We start from the raw sequence: 19,550 nt of genomic DNA on the forward strand, positions 1-19,550 counted from the left end.
CTGCTGACGCGCTATCTTGCGGCTTGCGGCGCGGAGGGCATGGCGCCGGCCAAACTCGATGTCGCGCTGGAGGCGCGGCTGTTGCGCGCGCTGTTCGCCGAGCCCGAACTCGCGGCGCTGCGCGAAGCGCGGATCGCGCTTGCGGCCGACGAGGCGACGCGCCGCGAGGCGACGAATGCGGCGCGCCTGATCGCCGACGCCGCGTCCGTCGAAATCGCCCGCGCGCATTTCGACGCCAATGGCGCGACGGATGCGGCGGAAACGCTTGACGCCTATCTGCGCCGCCGGCGCGCGGGCGAATGGACGCCGCCGCAGGACGCGCCGACGCTCGCCGCGCTTGTCGCCCGCGCCGACGTCGAACTCGACGCGAAGCGCCGCGAAGCGGAAAGCCTCGCCGACGCCCCGCCCGCGGCCGAAAAGCCGAGAGGCCTCTTCGCCGCCATGCGCGGCTTGTTCGGACGGTGATTCGCCGAGCGGGCCGAAATTGGCGCTGTCTTATAAATCGATATTCGAGGGGCTGAGTTTATGCAGAGCGATCCTTTTGGCGAGATCAACGCGACGTTCCGAACGCTCTACGGCGAAAACCGCAAAGAAGTATTCGCCTCGACGCCTCTCGCCGCGACCACCTTGATCGGCACCGGCGAAATCTGGCGCATAGAGCATGGCGAAGTCGTAAAATCCTATCCGCCGACGCCTTGGCTCTCCCGGATCAAATCGCTGATGCATGCGGTCATCGGGACGCAGGCGAGCTGCGCGCGTCTCGCGCGGCGGAAGGATATCGAGTCCGCGCGGCTCGCGGCGCATCGTTTGAAAGCGGCCCTGGAGGAAGCCGTCTCGCTCCTGTCGTCGGAATTGCCAGAGGAACTTAAATCCCCGGCTAAAATCGTTCTCAGCCGATTGCTTCAGCTCTCGGCCCATTGGTCTGCGGGTCAGACGGCGACGCTGGCGGAGTTCTCGGAGGCGCTAGAACAGGTTCGGGGCGAACTGGAAAAGATCATCGCCGCCGTCGGCGAGGAAGTCTATGCGTCGATCGTCAAAGGTTTGCGCGCTCTCATCGAAGAAACCGATCCGGGTGTTTGGGAAACGAGTCTCTTCTGCGTCTGCGGGGTGGCCTTTGGCCGCCGCGATAATGTCGAGATCGCCGCCGCCATGTCGGTGATGGGCGAGGATTCGGTCGGAACGCGTCTTCTCTATCTCGAAAATGCGCACGACCTGCCGCAGGCGATGACCTGCCTTGCTGCGGCGCTCGCCGATAGAGACCTCGGAGCGGGCGTCTTTGGCGATCCTTATCGCATGTGGCGCGACATTCTCGGCGACGTCGCGGCGCGGCATGTCGGCAAAGGTTTCTTCCCCGCGCTCGGCCGCGACCGATAGAAATTTGGCTTTTGCGCGCGACCTGCCGCCTCTGGCGCGGACGGCGTCGCGCCGAGCGCGTTAAAAGAGCCCCGCATTATAGGCGGCGACATGGCTCAATTCGCTGAACGCCATGGCGATGTTGAGCGCCTCGGCCGCCAATGCGATGGCGACGACTCCGAAAATTCCTGTCGTGATCACCGGTCCCATGACGTTTTCCTTTCTTCGATGCTCGGAAGTTAAGGAAAGACGCGCCATAGCGCTGTGCGCCGACGCACACGCCCCCGCCGTGGGAGATAGCCTTCACGCCAGGACGCGCGGGTTCTCGCCGGTATCGTCGCGATGCGGGGCTTTTTTTGCTAAACGAACGGCGCCGACGGCGCGCCCGCTTTCACAGCCAGTCAGGAAACCAAGACGCTATGGCGGTTCTTCGCTTCTTCCTCGCATTCCTTTGCTTTTTTCTGATCGCCTTCCTCTTGAGCGAAGACCGCCGCAGGATTCGCTGGCGCGTCGTGATCGGCGGGCTGGCGCTGGAAGCGGCGGCCGCGCTGATCCTCGTCGCTTTTCCGCCGGCGAAACAGCTCCTGCTCATCGCCAATGACGCCGCGCACGCCATGCAGACGGCGACCGACGCCGGCTCTAGCTTTGTGTTCGGCTATCTTGGCGGCGGCGCGACGCCCTTCGAAGAGAAGACGCCGAGCGCGAATTTCATCCTCGCCTTCAAGGCGCTTCCCATGGTGCTGACGATTTCCGCGCTCGCCTCGCTCTTTTTCCATTGGGGCCTGCTTCAGCGCATCGCGGGCGCCTTCGCCTGGGCGTTGCGCCGCTCAATGGGACTCGACGGTCCGCTGGCGCTCGGCGCCGCCGTTCATATTTTCGTCGGCATGATCGAAGCGCCGCTGCTGATCCGCCCTTATCTCGCGAAGATGCAGCAAGGCGAACTCTTCGCTTTGATGAGCTGCGGCATGGCTGGGGTCGCCGGCACGGTCATGGTGATTTACGCGGGATTTCTCTCTCCGTTCCTCCCCGACGCCCTGGGGCATATTCTCATCGCCTCGGCGATCGCGACGCCCGCGGCCATCGCGATCGCCGCCGTCATGTCGCCTTGGCGCCTCGACCAAGAAGACAGGGACGACGTTCAATTCATCGTCGAGCACCCGCCCGTGGGCGCTTTCGACGCCATCATCAAGGGCGTCGCCGAAGGCGTCGGGCCGCTCGTCGGCATCGTCGCCGTCCTTTTGACGACGGTGGCTCTAGTGACGCTCGTCAATATGGCGCTCGCGCATTTGCCCATGATCGACGGTCAGACCGTGAGCCTGCAAATGATATTCGCTTACGCCTTCCGACCCATCGTCTGGCTGATCGGCGTGCCCTGGGAGGAAGGCGGCGCCGCTTCCTCGCTCATGGCGACGAAGACGGTCGTGAATGAATTCGTCGCCTATCGCGACATGAGCCAATTGGGCGCCGAGGCGCTCTCGCCGAAAAGCCGGCTGATCCTCACCTATGCGCTTTGCGGCTTCGCCAATTTCGGCAGCATGGGCATTCTCGTCGGCGGGCTCAATGTCATACTGCCGAACCGGCGCGCGGAAATCGCCCGTCTCGGCCTGCGATCCATCCTGTCGGGAACCATGGCGACCTGTATGAGCGGAGCCGTCGCCGGCCTGCTCTTCGAGATGGGGGCCTTCTGAACAAATGCGCTTCCCATTCAAAGGCGCCTCCCATCTTTGACGCCCGCGCCCCATATGGCGAAGAAATCCCAGCGGCCGCATCGGCGTTCAATCGAGATCACGAGTTGGGACGTTCACGGAGCAGGAAATGACGCAACAGGCGGCGATCGTCACCGGCGCGTCGCGCGGCATCGGCCGCGCGATCGCGGCGCGGCTCGCGAAGGACGGCTTCGCCGTTGTCGTGAATTACGCGGGCTCGACCGCCGACGCCGAGGAGGCCGTGCGACAGATATCGGCAGGCGGCGGCGAGGCGCGCGCGATCCGGGCGGACGTATCCTCGCCAGACGATATGCGCCACCTGTTCGACGAGGCGGAAAAGGCCTTCGGCGGCGTCGATGTCCTCGTCAATAACGCCGGCGTCATGAAGCTCGCGCCGATCGCCCAAACCGACGACGCGACATTCGACGAGACGGTCGCGATCAATCTCAAGGGCGTCTTCAACGGCCTGCGCGAAGCCGCCCGCCGGCTGCGGGACGGCGGCCGGATCGTCAGCTTCTCGTCGAGCGTCGTCGGCCTCTATCAGCCGAGCTATGGCGCCTATGCGGCGACGAAGGCCGCGGTCGAGGCGATGACGCATATTCTCGCGAAAGAGCTTGGACCGCGCAAAATCACGGTCAACGCCATCGCGCCCGGCCCCGTCGCCACGGAGCTTTTCTTCAACGGCAAGGACGAGACGACGATCGAGCGCATCAGGCAAATGCACCCGCTCGGACGCCTCGGCGAGGTCGAGGACATCGCCCCCGTCGTATCTTTCCTCGTCGGACCTCAGGCCGGCTGGATCAATGGCCAAATCATCCGCGTGAATGGCGGCCTCGTCTGAGAGCGGGCGCTCTTGAGCCCGCCGCGCGGCGGCGCGGGCCTGTTTTTTGCGTGACCGAAGCGGACAATATGGAAAAGGGGTTTAGGCAGTTCCGCCTAAACGCAGCGTGATCTAGCGGCGCGTCCGACGCGTCAATCACCGGATATTGGGCGCGCGGCCATGCACAACAAACGCCTGGAAGCTTTTCGCGGCAATCCAGGAGGGGACTGGACCCCTGCCGATTTCGAAATCACGGCGTCGCAATATGCCATAAAATTCCGCAAGGTGACCGGGACACATGTGGTGTTCACGCATCCCTCCGTTCCCCATTGCGTCGCCATTCCGATGAAAAAGAAGATCAGGTCCGTTCATGTGAAGGCTTTCGTCGCCATGATCGACCGCATGGACGAGCTGGACCAGTGAGCGATCCATCCCCCTATCACTATGACGTCGCGCCGCTTCCCCCCGAGGATGGCGGCGGCTATGTCGTCTCCTTTCCCGACATTCCGGGTTGCCTTGGCGTCGGCGAGACGCCGGAAGAAGCCATTGAGGACGCGAAGGCCGCCTGTTTCGCCTGTCTCGACGCCTTGAAGGCGGTGGACAGGCCGGCGCCTGTCCCCTCCGCGCCTGCCGCGTGAGCGGCGCTCCCGCGCCTTGGCGCCTTTCCGACATGACAAGGCGCTGAAATGTTCGGCGAAAAGACGCGCCGCCGGCTCGCTCGCGGAGATCAAGGCCCTGCGCTGGAGACGCGCAGCCGCCTCAACTTGGCACGCCTATTGCCCCAACCGAGCCGTCCGCATCTGGACCGCTTGGCTTAGGGATAGGGGGCTCATCACGTGACCGAAGTTTCTGAAACGCGCTCCATTCTGACGGAAGCGGATCTCGCCCATCCTATCGACGCCGTCTGGCGGGCGATGACGGACTCGGAATGGCTCGCCGTCTGGTTTTTTCCGAACGACATCCAGCCCGTCGAAGGGCACAAATTTACCATTTGGGGGCGCCCGATCGAGCGCTGGGACGGCGAATTCAAATGTCAGGTCGTCGCCGTCGAGGAGCCCAAGACGTTGAGCTTTCGCTGGTGGGGCGGGCACGAGGAGCTCAAGGGCTTCGGCCGCTATATGGATACGACGGTCATCTGGACCATATCGCCGACGGCGGATGGCGGCACGCATTTCCGTTTCGCGCAGGAAGGACTGCCCGCCGATCCTGCGTCGGCCAATCTCTATGAGGTGATGGTCAAGGGATCGGAGAGCGTCCTCAGGAGCCTCGCCAAGCGCCTCCCCGACCTCCTGGAGCACGGGGCTTGATCGCAGGCCGCGACGCTGGAGCGGTCGGTCTAGGCGCCGCCGCTATTTCGTCCGAGCGCCGAAACCAACCGGCAACATGGCGGCAACGCGCCGAAACGCGCGCCTGTTAGAAATGTCCCGTTCGCTCATGCACGCGACGGAAAGCGGCCTCCCCAAGCAAACGCAATCCGCATGCGACATGGGCGGCGCCATTAACGCGCCGACGCCGCCGCTCGCCCGTCGCCCTCGCAAGATTGTGACGCCGGGCTGGCCTACGCGATCTTAAGGAAAGAGCGGCACGGTGAGACGAGGGACTGGATTGACGCTCGGGGCTAATCCTAACGCCAGCAAATGGAGACACGCATGCAGACCATTGTTTCCACAGCGCGAGCCGTCGCCGCCTCGTCGACTGTCCGCACCCTCGCCAGATTGCCGGCGCGGGTCGTCCGCCGCGTCATCGTCGCGCCGTCGGCGTTTATCGACGCCATAGAGCGTTTCGCGACGAAATATTGAGCGCCGACGCTCCGTTATAAACGCCCCGCCAGCATGCGCTGTCGGGGCTTTTTTTTGCGGCGCTCAGTCTCGGGGCGAGACGCGCAAACGCCTATCTCCCGCGGAAATTCTCCATCACCGAGATGACCGGATGCGGCTCGACGGAGACCTCGCCCGTAAAGGGATAGTTGTAGGACACGATGATAAACAGGCCGAGAAACACGATGGACGACAATCCGCCCGTCATCATCGTCTGGGCCCGCAAATCCTCCAGTCCGAAAAAATAAGAAAAGCCGATCGTCAGCGCGGCGCCGAAAATAAGCATCGTCCACAACGCCGGGGGGACGACGCCCATGGCGAGATGCAACCGGCCCCGCCGCGCCTGCGTGATGTTGCCGAGCTCCCGCATGATCTCGACGCCGACGGCGGCGGCCTTCCCCTCGCCAAGCCGCATCGCGGCCGCGTAAAGCGCGTCGAGCGCCCGGGCGGTTTCGCGACTTTCTCGCGCCGCCGCCATCCGGGGCCATTCTTCCTCGACCGCCGATTGCATGTAAACGTTGATCGCCGCGCGCATCGCGACCGCGTCGGGCTCGGGGCCGGCGGCGAAACGGTGGAGCGCCGCCGACGCGCCGGCTTCATGCAAGACGAAAAGCTCGGCCTCGCTGAACTTCTCCCAGACGGTGACGATCGCAAAGGCGAGCATTACGGCGTAGATCACGCCGACCGTGCCGAAGTGGAACCCGGCGACTTCGTTGTTCTTGACGAGACGCGAGAGCGGGAGCCGCTTGCGGATGATGAACGGCCCCGTCATCGCGAGCGCGGTCGGCAGGAGGACAGTGAAAAACGCGCCGAGCCAAAAGGGAAGCGAAGCTAAAAAGAGGAACACGCGCCGTCTCCCGAGCAAGCGGAGCCGGCGCAATTAGACATGATGCGGGAGCGACGGCAAGCGATGTCGAAGCGGTTGGTTACCTCGCGCGGCGGCCCCTTTCGTCCTGGGACTGCGGCGCATTACCCGCCGCTTCCGAGACAAGCGCGCTATCTTGGTGCCCAGGAGAGGACTCGAACCTCCACGGCTTTCACCACTGGTACCTGAAACCAGCGCGTCTACCAATTCCGCCACCTGGGCATTGAGCGCGTCTCATACGGGGCGCGCGCGCCCCCTGTCAATGCGCGCGGCTCCAAAAGCCCCGCGGCGCATTTCCTTTGTCGTCAAATTTCGCTAGATCACGGGCCACGAATTTACGCCGGCGGCGCCGGCGCGGCGAGAAGCGGAGCGAATGGAATGAGGGGCGATAACAGCCAGAGCATTGGCGCGGGACGGGTGGTGACAGTTTTCGGCGGCTCGGGCTTCGTCGGACGCTATGTCGTGCGGGCGCTGGCGCGCGACGGCTGGCGCGTGCGCGTCGCCTGCCGCCGGCCGGACCTCGCCTTCCATCTGCAGCCGCTCGGCGGCGTCGGCCAAGTGATGGCGGTGCAGGCCAATCTACGCCACCCCGACTCCGTCGCGGCGGCGCTGCGCGGGGCCGAAGCCGTGGTCAATCTCGTCGGCATTCTCGCCGAGACCGGCGCGCAGAAATTCGCGAGCGTGCAAGCGGGCGGCGCCCGCGCCGTCGCCGAAGCCGCCAAGACGGCGGGCATTTCCAATTTCGTCCATATTTCGGCGATCGGCGCCGATCCGCAGTCGCGCTCGGCCTATGGCCGCAGCAAGGCCGAAGGCGAAGCCGCCGCGCGCGGAGCCATTCCTTCCGCGATCATTCTGCGCCCGTCCATCATTTTCGGGCCCGAAGACGATTTCTTCAACCGCTTCGCGACGATGGCGCGATATTTCCCGGTCGTGCCGATCGTCGGCGGGCAAACGAAATTCCAGCCCGTCTATGTCGGCGATGTCGCGGAGGCCGTCGCCGCCGCGCTCAAAGGCCGCGCCAATGCGGGCGAAACCTATGAACTCGGCGGCCCGGAAGTCAAAAGCTTCGCGGAGCTCATCGACTATGTGCTGAAAGTGACCGAGCGCCGCCGCCGCGTCCTGAAGCTTTCTTTCGGAATAGGCAAGCTCGTCGCCGCGTTCACGCAGCTCTTCACGACGCTGTCTCTCGGGCTTTTCCCGCGGCTTTTGCGCATGACGCGCGACCAGGTGGAGCTGCTCAAGAAAGATAATGTCGTGAGCGAAGCGGCGAAAGCCGAATGCCGCACGCTGGAGGGCCTCGGCATAAGGCCGCAGTCGATCGAGGCGATCGTGCCGACCTATCTCTACCGCTATCGCGAGACCGGCCAGTATCAGGCGCAGCGCCTCAGCGCGTAGGGCCTCCTCGTCGTTAGCGCTGCGCGATTCCTCCGCGCAGTTCCGGCGACAGCATCTGATGCACGCGCGTCATGAAGGCGACGGCGAAAAGCGGCGTCAATACATTGAGGCCGGGCGTCGCCACGAAGACGGCGATGAACAGGCCCGCGAGGAACAGCATCGGCGCATGGCGCCGGCGCATCTCTTCCGATTCGCTCAGCGAACGAAAGCGCGTCGCGGCGAAGAGAAAATATTCTCGACCGAAAAGATAGGCGTTGGCGAGAAGAAAGGCCGCGGCGTTTATCCCCGGCACGAAGAGCAGCAACAGCGCGAAGAAATTGACGATCGCGGAGATAAGGGCGAAACGCAGCGCCATGAGAATCGCCTGCGTCGCGGGAATGGCGCGTCCCCGCCGCTCAGGCGGATAGAGATCGGCTTCGACATGATCAGCGAGATCGTCGAGGAACAGTCCCGACACGAGCACCGACATCGGCGCGATGAGAAAGGCGAGCAGGAAGAAGAGACCGACGCCGGTCGCATAGGTCAGCGCCGCCTGCAGCCAGGGATGATCGACGAGCAGGAAGGACAGGGCGAGCTTGTCGAGCCCGACCCAGGCGAGCGCAAGCAAGAGAAACGTCATGCCCAGGCTCTTGAGCAACGCCATGCGGAAAGGCGGCGTCATAATCTGGCGCAGCGCCGCAAGGGCGGCGTCGAACATCGCGGTCATGAACGGTCTCGTCTTCCCCTATCGCGGGCGGGCGCCATGCAAATGGCCCCTCGCGGCGACCGCCGCAAGGGGCCATTTCTATCTTGGGGAATGGCGCGCCTATTTGCTCAGATGCGCATTGAGATTGGCGAGGCCTTTTTCAAACTGGCCGCCGACCATCTTGTCGCAATTCATCGCGAGATTGACCGCCTTAGAGACGAAGTCGGCCTGGCCCGACATGGTCCAGGTGACATGCGTCCGCGCGGGGCTTTTGCGTCCGACCCGGAAGGCGCGGGCTAACCAAGAGCCCGCCACATCCTCGCCATCGGGCGCGAGCGCGAAGGAAATGTCGTTCGATCCCTTGAAGGGTTTGCGCATATCGAGCTTGATGTCGACGCGCTCGGTCGGCCGGCTGTCGACAATGGTCATGCGCCCGGCGCCGACGGATTTGTCGCCCGACCATTCGAAGGCCGCGCCCGGCCCCGCGGCCGGCCCCTCGAAGCTCGCGGTCGCATGAGGATCGAGGTTGGCCCAGGGCGACCATGAATCCCAATTGCGCAGATTGTTGATCGCGGCGAAGACCTTCTCGGGCGCGGCGTCGATGAGGGCCGAGCGCGTCACGACGAAGCGATCCGGCTGCAGATGGATCGCCAGGGCGGCCACCGCGACGATCAAGCAAATGACGAAGAGCAACAAAGTCATGCGAGATTTCCTCTTGATGCAGGGAGAAGACACGCCCGCGTCGGCGCGAATTTGGAGCGGGATCGCTTGAGATGAAGCCGCAACGCGATTCCTTTTCAAGCGGTCCTGCTCGACTCCTTTGAATCAGCCGCTTTGGCTCTCGGCGAGCAGCGCGGCTGCGGTTTCCTCTTCGAGACTGAAGGCGACGTCCTCGCCCCGCGCGGCCGCGGCGACGCAAAAGCCGCGACGGCGCCATTGCCCCAGGCTGAAACGCTCGTCGGCTGCGCCCGTAATACGCAATGGCGACAGACTGACGACAAAACTGTCGAGGCCGCGCGAGAGCCCGCACCCTTCCGCCTTCACCACCGCCTCCTTGAGCGTCCAGATCGAAAAAAAGAGGTCGTTTCTCGCCTCAAGGGCGGTCGCGGCGCGGATCGCCGCCGCTTCGTCGGGCGCGAAAAATCTTTCGGCGACGCGCAAGACGTCGCGCGTCTGCGCAAGGGCTTCGACGTCGACGCCGATGTCGCGCGCCGCCTCAGCGACCGCGACGGCCGCCATGCCGCGCGTATGCGACAGGTTGAAGGCGAGATCGCGCGGCGGCGAGACGAGATAGGGTTTGCCGAACGGCGCCGAGGCGAAGCGCCAATCGCCGGGCGCGACATGCGCCCGTCTCGAGAGAAGGACGCGCAGCAGCGCATGGGCGCCGATATAGGCGCGCCGATCCGTCTCGAAGGCGAAACGCGCCGCGCGCGCTCTTTCGCTCTCGTCGAGAAGCGCCGCGAGGCCCGACCATTCGTCCGCTCCGACCGCCGCGACGTCGAGACAGGCGACGTCGACATTCGCCGTCGGCGGCGCATGGCGCATCGAATCAGGAGACGCCGAGCTTCTTTTGCAGATTGGTCGACGAGGTCGTGTATTGGAACAAAAGCTTCTTGTCGGGATAGACGTAGCGATGCGCCTTTTGCGCCGCGAGCGCCGCCTCATGGAAGCCCGAGAGAATGAGTTTCAGCTTGCCCGGATAATAATTGATGTCGCCGATGGCGAAGATGCCGGGATGGCTTGTCTCGAATTTTTCCGTATCGACCGGGATGAGATTTTCGTGAAGCTGCAAGCCCCATTCGGCGACAGGTCCGAGCTTCATGGTGAGGCCGAAGAAAGGCATGAGCCGTTCGCAGGCGAGCTTCTCCTCCGACCCCTCATTGCCTTTCAGCGTCGCGCCCGAAAGATGCCCCTCCGCGCCCTCGATCGCGGTGATCTGGCCGAGCCGGAAGTTGATCTTGCCGGCGCCGACGAGCTCCTGCATCGCCGTCACGGAATGGGGCGCGGCGCGGAACTCGGCGCGCCGATGCACGAGCGTGAGGCTCTTCGCCACGGGCTGGAGATTGAGCGTCCAGTCGAGCGCCGAGTCGCCGCCGCCGACGATCACGACATTCTTGTCGCGGAAATCCTCCATATGGCGCACCGCATAGAAGACCGATTTGCCTTCATAGTCCTCGATCTTCGGGATCGGCGGCTTCTTGGGCTGAAAGGACCCGCCGCCCGCGGCGATGAAGACGAGCTTTGAGTGGAAAATCTTTCCCATGCTGGTGGTGAGGCGAAATTCCGGCTTCTCCGCCGTTCCAAGCGAGACGAGCGTCTCGACCATTTCGTTGAAATGGAAGGTCGGATGAAAGGGCTCGATCTGCTTGAGGAGATTGTCGACGAGCTCCTGGCCGGTGCAGGCGGGAATCCCCGGAATGTCGTAGATCGGCTTTTCCGGATAAAGCTCGGAACATTGGCCGCCCGCGCGCGGCAGAATGTCGACGACATGCGCCTTGATGTCGAGAAGGCCCAGTTCGAACACCGCGAAAAGACCGGCGGGGCCGGCGCCGACGATGAGGACATCGGTTTCGATCGCGGCTTCGTTGAGCTGATTCATTTTTAAGTTCCCGACGATTGCAAATCGCGCTTTGGCAAGGCGCGCTTAGAGAGTCGCGCTTGGCAAGATGCGGCGAGGCCGTCAAGCGCATGGGCGCGGCGGCAGGCGCGCGCGGCCCCCAGCGGACCCCGAGGCGGAAAATTCCTGCGCTGTTCGTCTATCGCATTCGTGGAGCGTTGCAAACCCGCGCCGCGATAGTCTGGAAAGGCTCGCGCCCCTCGAGCAGGTTCCGAAAAAGTTGACAGACTTTTTCGATGAGAACCTGCTCCAATACTTTGATTTTGAGCGATTCCTTATCGATCACATGATTCCATGTGATCGGGAAGCGCTCTAGCCCTGCTGGGCCGGGGTCGTCACCGTCAGTCCGTCGAGCTCCGGCCGCACGGTGATCTGGCAGCAGAGGCGGGAGCTCGGCCGCACATCGAAGGCGAAGTCCAGCATATCCTCTTCCATCTGGGACGGCTTCCCGGCCTTTTCCGTCCAGTTTTCATCGACATAGACATGGCAGGTGGCGCAGGCGCAGGCCCCGCCGCATTCGGCGGCGATCTCGGGAATGTCGTTGCGGCGCGCGGTCTCCATCACCGTGGAGCCGACTTCGGCTTCGACCGTGCGGGCCTGACCATGCGAATCGACGAAGGTGATCTTGACTTTGGTCGGCGCGCCGCCGCCCGGTTCCGCGCCATAGCGGGTCGCGCCGTCCTCGAAACTCATCTTCGCCATGACGCCTGTCTCTTCCTCACGATGCTATATCCGGCGGGGATTTTTTGCGCCGCGTCCGGAGCGGACGCCGTTTTTCGTCGCCGTTCAGTTAGCATTCGCCCGATTGCGGCGCTAGAGCGCGCGGCGAAAAAATGGAATCCGGCCTTTCGCGTAAAGCGCGCTTAACCACGCGGAATCGATTAGGTTATCCGCATTTGGCGCTTCCGCCCAAACGCTGCGCGATCTCGAGCGCCTTCCGGCGAAACGAAACCAGTTCGACGTAGAAAATCTGTCAATTCGGAAAAGGGGGATATCTTCATGGATCATCGATTCATGAAGATCTTCATCCTCTTGTCGGGGGCGCGGCGGCGCCGACAGCGCGAGGGCTCTTCAAAGCTGCGCGCGCGCCCATTGGGCGAGGCGCGCGGCGGCCTGCGCGGCGGCGTCGCTCAGGGCGCGCACGGCGGGCGCGCCCGTATGTTCCGGCGCCGGGGCTTCCGCCACAAAGAGTCGCGCCGCGCGCACGCGACCGCTGCCGTCGTCGACAAGCTGCGCCGCGATCTCGACGACGGCGAGATTGCGCGCGACGTCGATCTCGAAGCGGCGCAAGTCGGTCTGCAGTCGCGACGGCCCGCCAATATTTTCGGAGGCGGAAAGCCCCGACTTCTGCATCGCCTCGACCAGGCGCGCCTGCAGCAGCCCCGGCAAGGGCGCGGACCATTGCACGCCAGGCAGGACGGCGATGCTGTCATTCTCCGCCCGCACCACGACGCGATCGGAGGCGGTCGGGAACGACGCCCGGGGCTGGGCGACGAAAATGGCGGCTCCGCTCTTAAGGCCGACGCCGCGCAGCGCGACGGGCTCGCTCGAAAGATCGAAGGTTTCCCGCGGCGTCTGGGCGCAACCCGCGAGAAAAAAGGCGAGCCAGACAATCGGCAAGCCGATCGCCTGCGCGGCTCTGCGCCGCGTCGCCCTGGACGCCCCATCCCTCATGCCGATCGTCGCCCGTCCATTCATCCGCGCGCCCCATGGGCGCGACGCAGCCCTTCTAACCGATCCCTGCAGAGCCTCAAAGCGCGCCCAGACGACGCGCGATCAGGATTGTCATTCGAAAGCGCATTCCTGAATCATCGATTAAGAGACGTAATTCTCTAGGCGGAACCTGCATCGCCTGCGGCGGCGAATGCTCTAACGACCGCGATATTCCGGGACGGACTGCGCGGGGCCAAAAATGAATTGCGAGGGGTCTTTCTCGATCGACCGCAGCGTGCGGTCGAGCGTATCGACCGCCTTGCGCCCGTCGACCGCAAGCTGCTCATACTGCTTGAGGCCCGTCGCCGCGAAGCGATTCAAATTTTCGGTGGCGCCGGCGATGTTGGTCGTGATGCTCTTCAACTGCCGGGGATCGAGCGCCTTGAGCGCCTTTTCGCCGGCCTCCAGCACCTTGTCGAGGCGCGCCGCGACGGGCTTCATCGACGCGGCGACCTCCGAGGCGTCACGTATGAAGCTCGAGATCGAGGCGGAATTATCGGCGAGCGATTTGCTGACGGTCTCGGCGTTTTTGAGCGTCGTCGTGATCGCCGGCCCATTGTCGTCGATGAGCTTGTCGAGTTTGGTGAGCAGTTCGGCGGCTTTGAACGACAGATTCTGGACATTTCCCAGGAGGTTCTGGATTTCCGAGCGCTCCGCCTGAATCTGCGGATATTTTTGTCCCGGCGGCGCTTCTAGCGGCGGCGCGCTCGGCGTGCCGCCGACGAGCAGAACGTCGGCGACGCCAGTGAAGCCGCGCGTTTCGAGCCGCGCGCGCGTATCGGTCTTGACCGGGGTCCGATTATCGATCTTGACCAGCACGTCGACCTTGCTCGGGTCCTGTTCCGAAATCCCAAGATGGGTGACCTCGCCGACCTTGACGCCGTTGAACAGCACGGAGGAGCCCCGCGTGAGGCCGGACACCGAGCCGGTGACGACGATCTGATATGTCTCCTGGCGGCCGATCTGGCTTGGTCCAGAGAACCAATAGACGAAGAGGAAGGCCGCGAAGACGACCGCCAGCGTGAAGGCGCCGATCAGCGCGTAGTTGGCGCGGGTTTCCATTCTTCGTCCTCTTGCTCGGCGCGCGCGGCTCTCAGTCTGCCGCCGCGCACGCCGTGGAAATAGGCCCTCAGCCACGGATGGTCCGACGCGAGGAGGGTTTCCAGCGGGCCGGCGGCGATCACCCGCCCCTCGGCGAGGGCCGCCACCCTGTCGCAGATGGAATACAGGCTGTCGAGGTCATGGGTCACCATGAACACGGTCAGCCCGAGCGTCTTTTGCAGCGTGCCGATCAATTCGTCGAATTCGGCGGCGCCGATCGGATCGAGCCCCGATGTCGGCTCGTCAAGGAAGACGAGCTCCGGATCGAGCGCCAAAGCGCGCGCCAGGGCCGCGCGCTTCACCATGCCGCCCGACAATTCCGACGGAAATTTGTCCGCCGCGTCCGGGGCGAGCCCGACAAGCTCGATTTTGAGCATGGCGAGTTCGTCCATCAGCCCTTGAGACAGATCCCGCATCTCGCGCATCGGCATCTGTATGTTCTGTTTCACGGTCAGGCCGGAAAAAAGCGCCCCATTTTGAAACAGCACGCCCCAGCGCTGCTCCAGCGCGCGCCGTTCAGCCGGCGCGAGCTTGTCGCGATCCTGACCGAAAACGCGGATCACGCCGGCCCGCGTCGGCACAAGGCCGAGAATGGCGCGCGTCAGCACCGATTTGCCCTGTCCTGAGCCGCCGACGAAGCCGAGCACCTCGCCGCGATAGACCTCAAGATCGAGCCCCTTCATAACGATCTTGTCGCCGAAGCCGACGACGAGGTCGCGCACGCTGATGACGACGTCGGGGCTTTCCCCGCCCGCCCGCGCGCCGTTCTCAAATGTCGCAAGACTCGTCATCGGCGCGCTCAATAATCGATCGACGCGAAAAATATGGCGAATAATCCGTCCATCACAATGACCATGAAGATCGACTTAACGACGGAAGAGGTGACCTGCAGCCCGAGCGACTCGGCCGAGCCCTTGGTCGCGAGACCGTCCATCGCTGCGATGAGGCCGATGACCAGCGCCATGAAAGGCGCCTTGATCATGCCGACGAGAAAAGTGTTCATCGCGATCGCTTCCTTGAGCAGCGACATGAAGGCCACGGGGCTGATGCCTCCATACCACCAGGACACGAGCAGGCCGCCAAAGAGCGCCGCCATATCGGCAATAAAGGTGAGAATCGGGAGCGAAACCACGAGCGCCAGAACGCGCGGCGCAATCAGCACTTCGATGGGAGACAGGCCCATCACCCGCAGCGCGTCGATCTCCTCGCGCATTTTCATCGAGCCGATCTCGGCCGTGATCGCCGAGCCCGACCGGCCGGCGATCATGATCGAGGTCAGCAGCACGCCCAGTTCGCGCAGCACCAGAATGCCGATGAGGCTGACGGTGTAGCTTGAAGCGCCGAATTTTAAGAGTTGGAAAATCCCCTGCTGCGCGACGATGGCGCCGACGAGGAGATTGATGAGAACGATGATCGGCACGCTGCGAAAGCCGATCAGCTCCATCTGGGCGATCAGCGAGGTCAGCCTGAATCGAATAGGATGGGCCGCGACAAAGCCGAGCGTCGCGACGAATTCGCCGAGAAAGGCGACCCCGCGCACGAATTCGCGCACGCCGCCCGCCATCGATTCGCCGAGGTCGGCCAGAAGGTCGACGATCGGATTCGTGCGCGGCCGCCGCGGCGCCTCAAAAACCCGATAATGCGCTTCCTCCAGCAGGATCGAGTGTTCGGGACGCACATGTTCAAGCGCGACGGCGACATCGGCGCGCGCCAATTCGCGGCGCGCTCGATTGATGAGCCAGGCGCCCGCCGTATCGAGTCGCGAAACGCCGGCGAGATCGATGGCGACGAAACGGCCGCGCCGCGCCTCTTCGATGATGCGCCGCTCCTGCTCCTCGAGGAGAGGCGACGCCTCGAGCGTCCAGTCGCCGGAAAGCGCCAGGCGCGGACCATCGGCCGCGGGCGCGCGCGCGACGGCGGGCGGGCCGTGCATCGCTTCGGCCGTCATCTCGCGTCATTCCGCGCTGGCGTGGAAAACCGGCTCATGTCTGTAAGAGTGGTCCTATCAGCCGATTATGGCGCTTCGCCGGCGCCCTTCTCTCGCCGCGGCCCGGCGTGCATAAGCTCTTAACTTCGCGACATGGCGTCAGCAAGCGCGCCAGCGCACATCCACAAGCCAAGGGCGCGGCCCAGCGGGAAAAGACATGAAGAAGAACTTGTCCGTCGCCGCCGAAGCCTTTCCGATCGCGGGCCGCTTCGTCATTTCGCGGGGCGCCAAAACGCAGGCCGTGGTCGTAACCGCGACGCTCGCGGCTGAAGGCTGCGTTGGTCGCGGCGAATGCGTGCCCTATGCCCGCTATGGCGAAAGCGTCGATAGCGTCATCGGCGCCATTGAGGGCGCGCGCGCCGCCATCGAGGCGGGCGCCGACCGCGACGCCTTGCAGCGCCTGCTGCCGGCCGGCGCAGCGCGCAACGCCCTCGACTGCGCGCTTTGGGACTTCGAGGCCAAGCTTTCCGGCGTTCCCGCCTATCGGGCGGCGGGCTTCGACAGGCTCGCGCCCTTGACCACCGCCTATACGCTGTCCGTCGGCGCGCCCGAGGAGATGCGCCAGGCGGCGGAAAAAGCCGCCGACCGCCCGCTGCTGAAAGTGAAGCTCGCCGGCGAAGGCGACGACGCGCGCCTCGCCGCCGTCCGCGAAGGCGCCCCGCGCGCGACGCTCATTGTCGACGCCAATGAAGCCTGGCGGGAGGAGACGCTTATGGCGCAGCTCGCCGCATGCGCCCGTTTCGGCGTCGCGCTCGTCGAACAGCCGTTGCCGGCCGGGCGCGACGACATGTTGGCGAGAATCGCGCATCCGATGCCGATCTGCGCCGACGAAAGCGTCCATGACCGCGCCTCGCTCGCCCCGCTCAAGGGCCGCTACGACGCGATCAACGTCAAGCTCGACAAGACCGGCGGGCTGACCGAGGCGCTGGCGCTCACGCGCGCGGCGCGCGACATGGGCTTTTCCGTCATGGCGGGATGCATGGTCGGAACCTCGCTCGCCTTGGCCCCGGCGGCGCTGATCGGCCAGATGGCGTCCTTCGTCGATCTCGACGGCCCGCTGCTTCTCGCCGAGGACCGGGAGCCCGGAATTGCCTATAGCGGCTCGATAATGGCCCCGCCCGCGCCGGCCTTGTGGGGATAGGCCGTTTTCCTGCGTCCTCCGGCCCGTCCCGCGCCGTCGCGGGCGGATTTGTTGACGAACCCGCCGCCCGTCGCTTAAGCTTTGCCCGATGGGGATGGAGTTCCCCGATAACCGCCGAAGAGGCTGATGACTCCTGCTGCGCAATATTTGCGAGCGGAGGAGTCATGAGTCGATTGCAACTGGCGGCCCTTCCCCACTCCCTCCCGCGCCCGCATTCTTCCCGTTCGCCTCGCAAAGGCGACGCCGGAAGCGCTCCGCCTCGGCGCGCATCTTTCAGACATCGAGATCGAGCATGACGGCAATTTGGGCCCAGGCGGCCCTTGTCTTTGGACTCGCCCTGATCGCGAGCCTCATCGCCCATCGCTATCGCCTCTCCACGGCGCTGGTCGAAATCATTGTCGGCATTCTCGCGCGCGCGGCCCTCGCGGCGACGGTCGGCGCCGAAGTTTTCGGCGTGCAGGAGCCATGGGTGAAAACCCTCGCCGGCATTGGCGCGATCATGCTGACCTTCCTCGCCGGAGCCGAGCTCGATCCGGATGTTTTCAGGCTGAAATGGAAAGAGTCCGCCGCCATCGGCGTCGCGAGCTTCCTGATCCCGTCGGTCGGCTGCTGGGCCGGCGCGCATTATCTGCTCGGATGGGAGAGTTCGCCGGCGCTGCTCGCCGGCATCGCGCTCGCCGCGACCTCGGTCGCCGTCGTCTATACGGTGATGATGGAATATGGCTTCAACCGCGTTGAATATGGCAAGACGATTCTCGCCGCCTGTTTCATCACCGATCTCGGCACGGTAGTGACGCTCGGGCTCGTCTTTTCCCCCTTCACCTGGAAGACGCTGCTGTTCGTCGCCCTGCTTGTCGCGGCTTTCGTCGGCTTGCCGAGACTGGCGCCCCGACTCTTCGCGCTCTTTGGCGGGCGCCCGTCGGAATTCGAAGCGAAGTTCCTGCTCTTCGCCCTGATGGCGCTTGGCGCGCTCGCGGTCTGGGCGGGAAGCGAGGCGGTGCTGCCCGCCTATGTGATCGGCATGGCGCTCGCGGGCAGCGTCGGACGCGATGCGGCGCTGATCCGGCGCCTGCGCACCATCACGATTGGCCTGCTCACCCCCTTCTATTTTCTCCGCGCCGGCTATTTCGTGTCGATCCCGACGGTGATCGCCGCGCCGCTCGGCGTGATCGTCCTGATCGCCGTGGAGATTTTCACGAAAATCGTCAGCGTCTATCCGGTCGCGAGAGCCTTCAAGGCCCCGCATAAGGACGCGATGTATACGACGCTGCTGATGGCCTCGGGCCTCACCTTTGGAACCATCTCGGCGCTCTTTGGCCTTTCCAATGGAATCATCAGCGAGAGCCAATATTCGACATTGGTCGCGGCGATCATCGGCACGGCGGTGATCCCGACGCTCGTCGCCAATAAATTCTACCTGCCGCGCTATCTTCTGCCACAGGAGGAAACGACGCTGGCCGAGCCAATTCGCAACGCCGAAATCGAAGAGTCGCTCGACGATTCGGAAGTCCGATCGTAACGAAGTGAAATCTGTGCGCTCGATGCGCAAACGATTGCGTCGGAAGATCAATAATGAGCAAGTGACGTCGGCCATGGGGAAAGGAACGAATCGCGACGGGCGTTGCCGATCTTGCCGCCATTGCGCGCGCAAAAACGCTCGCGTCTTGGCGCCACGGACAATCGCCTGCAAGGCGACCGCTCGACTCATGCGCAGCGCAATTGGATGCGCGCTCGCGGCATGCATTCCGCTCGGAGGCTGCGCGCCGACGACGGAGGGGGAACGCGCGCAATTTCTCGGCGCGCCGGCGATGGAGCGCACGCTCGCGAACGCCGGCATGAAGTCCGCCGTCGGCGAAAAAGCCTGGCCGCGCGAGGAATGGTGGCGGGCGTTTCGCAGCCATGAACTCGACCGCATCGTCGACAAGGCGCTACGCGACAATCAAAATCTGCGGAAGGCGGAAGATACGCTGCGCGAGGCCGACGCCGTCGTTCAGGTCGCGGGCGCGCGGCTGCTCCCGGAGCTTCAAGCGACGGCCGGCATGCGCCAATCGCGCAACCCGCTCCACGGCGTCGTCGCCTCCTATAATCCGGCGCAGGGCGGACTCGAAAAGACGATGGCCTTCATCAATCCGCTCAATCTGACGTGGGAGCTGGATTTCTGGGGCAAGAACCGCGCTTTGCTCGACGCCGCGATCGGAGAATCGGCGGCGCAGGAAGCCGAACTGGAGCAGGCGCGGCTGCTCATTACGAGCGGCGTCGCGCGCGCTTATCTGCGCGGCTATGCGGCGGCGCGCCAGCTCGAAGCCGCGAGCGCGGCGAGATCGGAAGAGCGGCGGGGAGGGAAAGAGGG

The 19,550-nt window shown here is 64.4% G+C and carries 22 protein-coding genes, 1 tRNA gene, 1 pseudogene and 1 riboswitch; of the genes and pseudogenes, 12 read left to right on the forward strand and 12 right to left on the reverse strand.

The window, feature by feature from the left end:
• Both V3H18_RS14065 and V3H18_RS14070 read left to right on the forward strand, forming a co-directional pair.
• A pseudogene (locus tag V3H18_RS14065) lies at nt 1-465 on the forward strand (hypothetical protein); the annotation flags it as partial.
• Between the two features lie 60 nt (nt 466-525).
• Complete coding sequence (locus V3H18_RS14070; RefSeq protein WP_332082705.1) at nt 526-1,374, forward strand: hypothetical protein; 849 nt, start codon at nt 526-528, stop codon at nt 1,372-1,374.
• Between the two features lie 60 nt (nt 1,375-1,434).
• Here V3H18_RS14070 and V3H18_RS14075 read toward each other — a convergent pair whose 3' ends face one another.
• Nucleotides 1,435-1,563, reverse strand: coding sequence for a hypothetical protein (locus tag V3H18_RS14075; RefSeq protein WP_332082706.1), 129 nt, complete (start codon nt 1,561-1,563; stop codon nt 1,435-1,437).
• Between the two features lie 209 nt (nt 1,564-1,772).
• Here V3H18_RS14075 and V3H18_RS14080 point away from each other — a divergent pair, with 209 nt between their 5' ends.
• The 6 genes from V3H18_RS14080 to V3H18_RS14105 all read left to right on the forward strand — a co-directional run bounded on the left by V3H18_RS14080 (nt 1,773) and on the right by V3H18_RS14105 (nt 5,678).
• A complete protein-coding gene (locus tag V3H18_RS14080; protein WP_332082707.1) occupies nt 1,773-3,041 on the forward strand; it encodes a NupC/NupG family nucleoside CNT transporter in 1,269 nt (422 codons plus the stop codon).
• A 127-nt stretch (nt 3,042-3,168) separates the two neighbouring features.
• Nucleotides 3,169-3,900, forward strand: coding sequence for an SDR family oxidoreductase (locus V3H18_RS14085; RefSeq protein WP_332082708.1), 732 nt, complete (start codon nt 3,169-3,171; stop codon nt 3,898-3,900).
• A gap of 159 nt (nt 3,901-4,059) precedes the next feature.
• Nucleotides 4,060-4,302: a hypothetical protein gene (locus V3H18_RS14090; protein WP_332082709.1), complete on the forward strand. Its 243-nt coding sequence runs from the start codon at nt 4,060-4,062 to the stop codon at nt 4,300-4,302.
• The gene (locus V3H18_RS14095) at nt 4,299-4,517 is read left to right on the forward strand and encodes a type II toxin-antitoxin system HicB family antitoxin (protein WP_332082710.1); all 219 of its coding nucleotides are present in this window, start codon (nt 4,299-4,301) and stop codon (nt 4,515-4,517) included. The genes V3H18_RS14090 and V3H18_RS14095 overlap by 4 nt, the downstream gene beginning before the upstream one ends.
• A 198-nt stretch (nt 4,518-4,715) precedes the next feature.
• Entirely contained in the window at nt 4,716-5,186 is a 471-nt protein-coding gene (locus tag V3H18_RS14100; protein WP_332082711.1) for an SRPBCC family protein, read from the forward strand.
• 342 nt (nt 5,187-5,528) lie between these two features.
• Entirely contained in the window at nt 5,529-5,678 is a 150-nt protein-coding gene (locus V3H18_RS14105; RefSeq protein ID WP_332082712.1) for a hypothetical protein, read from the forward strand.
• Nucleotides 5,679-5,769: 91 nt separating this feature from the next.
• Here V3H18_RS14105 and V3H18_RS14110 read toward each other — a convergent pair whose 3' ends face one another.
• Complete coding sequence (locus V3H18_RS14110; RefSeq protein WP_332082713.1) at nt 5,770-6,543, reverse strand: bestrophin-like domain; 774 nt, start codon at nt 6,541-6,543, stop codon at nt 5,770-5,772.
• 155 nt (nt 6,544-6,698) lie between these two features.
• Nucleotides 6,699-6,783: transfer RNA gene (locus V3H18_RS14115), tRNA-Leu, on the reverse strand.
• A 156-nt stretch (nt 6,784-6,939) separates the two neighbouring features.
• On the opposite strand from V3H18_RS14115, the gene V3H18_RS14120 reads away from it, so the two are divergent.
• Nucleotides 6,940-7,956, forward strand: a complete 1,017-nt coding sequence (locus V3H18_RS14120) for a complex I NDUFA9 subunit family protein (protein WP_332082714.1) — start codon at nt 6,940-6,942, stop codon at nt 7,954-7,956.
• A gap of 13 nt (nt 7,957-7,969) precedes the next feature.
• On the opposite strand, the gene V3H18_RS14125 is transcribed toward V3H18_RS14120, so the two are convergent.
• From V3H18_RS14125 to V3H18_RS14165, 9 genes are all read right to left on the reverse strand, one after another.
• Nucleotides 7,970-8,662 carry a sulfate transporter family protein gene (locus V3H18_RS14125; RefSeq protein ID WP_332082715.1) on the reverse strand — a complete coding sequence of 231 codons (693 nt, stop codon included), beginning with the start codon at nt 8,660-8,662 and terminating at the stop codon, nt 7,970-7,972.
• 99 nt (nt 8,663-8,761) lie between these two features.
• Nucleotides 8,762-9,343, reverse strand: coding sequence for an SRPBCC family protein (locus tag V3H18_RS14130; protein ID WP_332082716.1), 582 nt, complete (start codon nt 9,341-9,343; stop codon nt 8,762-8,764).
• A 123-nt stretch (nt 9,344-9,466) separates the two neighbouring features.
• Complete coding sequence (locus tag V3H18_RS14135) at nt 9,467-10,186, reverse strand: 4'-phosphopantetheinyl transferase family protein (protein ID WP_332082717.1); 720 nt, start codon at nt 10,184-10,186, stop codon at nt 9,467-9,469.
• A gap of 4 nt (nt 10,187-10,190) precedes the next feature.
• Nucleotides 10,191-11,240 carry an NAD(P)/FAD-dependent oxidoreductase gene (locus tag V3H18_RS14140; RefSeq protein ID WP_332082718.1) on the reverse strand — a complete coding sequence of 350 codons (1,050 nt, stop codon included), beginning with the start codon at nt 11,238-11,240 and terminating at the stop codon, nt 10,191-10,193.
• A gap of 330 nt (nt 11,241-11,570) precedes the next feature.
• Nucleotides 11,571-11,960: a 2Fe-2S iron-sulfur cluster-binding protein gene (locus tag V3H18_RS14145; RefSeq protein WP_332082719.1), complete on the reverse strand. Its 390-nt coding sequence runs from the start codon at nt 11,958-11,960 to the stop codon at nt 11,571-11,573.
• A gap of 369 nt (nt 11,961-12,329) precedes the next feature.
• Nucleotides 12,330-12,956 (reverse strand): ABC-type transport auxiliary lipoprotein family protein, encoded by a 627-nt coding sequence (locus tag V3H18_RS14150; RefSeq protein WP_332082720.1) that lies wholly within the window; start codon nt 12,954-12,956, stop codon nt 12,330-12,332.
• A gap of 171 nt (nt 12,957-13,127) precedes the next feature.
• Nucleotides 13,128-14,033, reverse strand: a complete 906-nt coding sequence (locus V3H18_RS14155; protein ID WP_332082721.1) for an MlaD family protein — start codon at nt 14,031-14,033, stop codon at nt 13,128-13,130.
• Nucleotides 14,006-14,863 (reverse strand): ABC transporter ATP-binding protein, encoded by an 858-nt coding sequence (locus V3H18_RS14160; protein WP_332082722.1) that lies wholly within the window; start codon nt 14,861-14,863, stop codon nt 14,006-14,008. The genes V3H18_RS14155 and V3H18_RS14160 overlap by 28 nt, the downstream gene beginning before the upstream one ends.
• Before the next feature lie 8 nt (nt 14,864-14,871).
• Nucleotides 14,872-16,020: an ABC transporter permease gene (locus V3H18_RS14165; protein WP_332082723.1), complete on the reverse strand. Its 1,149-nt coding sequence runs from the start codon at nt 16,018-16,020 to the stop codon at nt 14,872-14,874.
• Nucleotides 16,021-16,216: 196 nt separating this feature from the next.
• Here V3H18_RS14165 and dgcA point away from each other — a divergent pair, with 196 nt between their 5' ends.
• The 3 genes from dgcA to V3H18_RS14180 form a co-directional block, all read left to right on the forward strand.
• On the forward strand, nt 16,217-17,200 hold the full coding sequence (gene dgcA, locus V3H18_RS14170; RefSeq protein ID WP_332082724.1) for an N-acetyl-D-Glu racemase DgcA: 984 nt from the start codon (nt 16,217-16,219) through the stop codon (nt 17,198-17,200).
• 81 nt (nt 17,201-17,281) lie between these two features.
• A riboswitch (Fluoride riboswitch) is annotated at nt 17,282-17,343 on the forward strand.
• 149 nt (nt 17,344-17,492) lie between these two features.
• Nucleotides 17,493-18,719 (forward strand): cation:proton antiporter, encoded by a 1,227-nt coding sequence (locus tag V3H18_RS14175; protein WP_332082725.1) that lies wholly within the window; start codon nt 17,493-17,495, stop codon nt 18,717-18,719.
• A gap of 187 nt (nt 18,720-18,906) precedes the next feature.
• Nucleotides 18,907-19,550: TolC family protein (locus tag V3H18_RS14180; RefSeq protein ID WP_332082726.1), on the forward strand; the 644-nt coding region annotated here is incomplete at its 3' end.

This window comes from Methylocystis borbori (assembly GCF_036576025.1).
In the GTDB taxonomy this organism is placed as follows: domain Bacteria; phylum Pseudomonadota; class Alphaproteobacteria; order Rhizobiales; family Beijerinckiaceae; genus Methylocystis; species Methylocystis borbori.

Coding starts and splice junctions, on each gene's coding strand:
- V3H18_RS14135 (WP_332082717.1), bottom strand. CDS start 10,186: ATGCGCCATGCGCCGCCGACGGCGAATGTCGACGTCGCCTGTCTCGAC.
- V3H18_RS14090 (WP_332082709.1), top strand. CDS start 4,060: ATGCACAACAAACGCCTGGAAGCTTTTCGCGGCAATCCAGGAGGGGAC.
- V3H18_RS14165 (WP_332082723.1), bottom strand. CDS start 16,020: ATGACGGCCGAAGCGATGCACGGCCCGCCCGCCGTCGCGCGCGCGCCC.
- V3H18_RS14140 (WP_332082718.1), bottom strand. CDS start 11,240: ATGAATCAGCTCAACGAAGCCGCGATCGAAACCGATGTCCTCATCGTC.
- V3H18_RS14155 (WP_332082721.1), bottom strand. CDS start 14,033: ATGGAAACCCGCGCCAACTACGCGCTGATCGGCGCCTTCACGCTGGCG.
- V3H18_RS14080 (WP_332082707.1), top strand. CDS start 1,773: ATGGCGGTTCTTCGCTTCTTCCTCGCATTCCTTTGCTTTTTTCTGATC.
- V3H18_RS14070 (WP_332082705.1), top strand. CDS start 526: ATGCAGAGCGATCCTTTTGGCGAGATCAACGCGACGTTCCGAACGCTC.
- V3H18_RS14120 (WP_332082714.1), top strand. CDS start 6,940: ATGAGGGGCGATAACAGCCAGAGCATTGGCGCGGGACGGGTGGTGACA.
- V3H18_RS14105 (WP_332082712.1), top strand. CDS start 5,529: ATGCAGACCATTGTTTCCACAGCGCGAGCCGTCGCCGCCTCGTCGACT.
- dgcA (WP_332082724.1), top strand. CDS start 16,217: ATGAAGAAGAACTTGTCCGTCGCCGCCGAAGCCTTTCCGATCGCGGGC.
- V3H18_RS14160 (WP_332082722.1), bottom strand. CDS start 14,863: ATGACGAGTCTTGCGACATTTGAGAACGGCGCGCGGGCGGGCGGGGAA.
- V3H18_RS14175 (WP_332082725.1), top strand. CDS start 17,493: ATGACGGCAATTTGGGCCCAGGCGGCCCTTGTCTTTGGACTCGCCCTG.
- V3H18_RS14085 (WP_332082708.1), top strand. CDS start 3,169: ATGACGCAACAGGCGGCGATCGTCACCGGCGCGTCGCGCGGCATCGGC.
- V3H18_RS14075 (WP_332082706.1), bottom strand. CDS start 1,563: ATGGGACCGGTGATCACGACAGGAATTTTCGGAGTCGTCGCCATCGCA.
- V3H18_RS14125 (WP_332082715.1), bottom strand. CDS start 8,662: ATGACCGCGATGTTCGACGCCGCCCTTGCGGCGCTGCGCCAGATTATG.
- V3H18_RS14145 (WP_332082719.1), bottom strand. CDS start 11,960: ATGGCGAAGATGAGTTTCGAGGACGGCGCGACCCGCTATGGCGCGGAA.
- V3H18_RS14130 (WP_332082716.1), bottom strand. CDS start 9,343: ATGACTTTGTTGCTCTTCGTCATTTGCTTGATCGTCGCGGTGGCCGCC.
- V3H18_RS14150 (WP_332082720.1), bottom strand. CDS start 12,956: ATGAATGGACGGGCGACGATCGGCATGAGGGATGGGGCGTCCAGGGCG.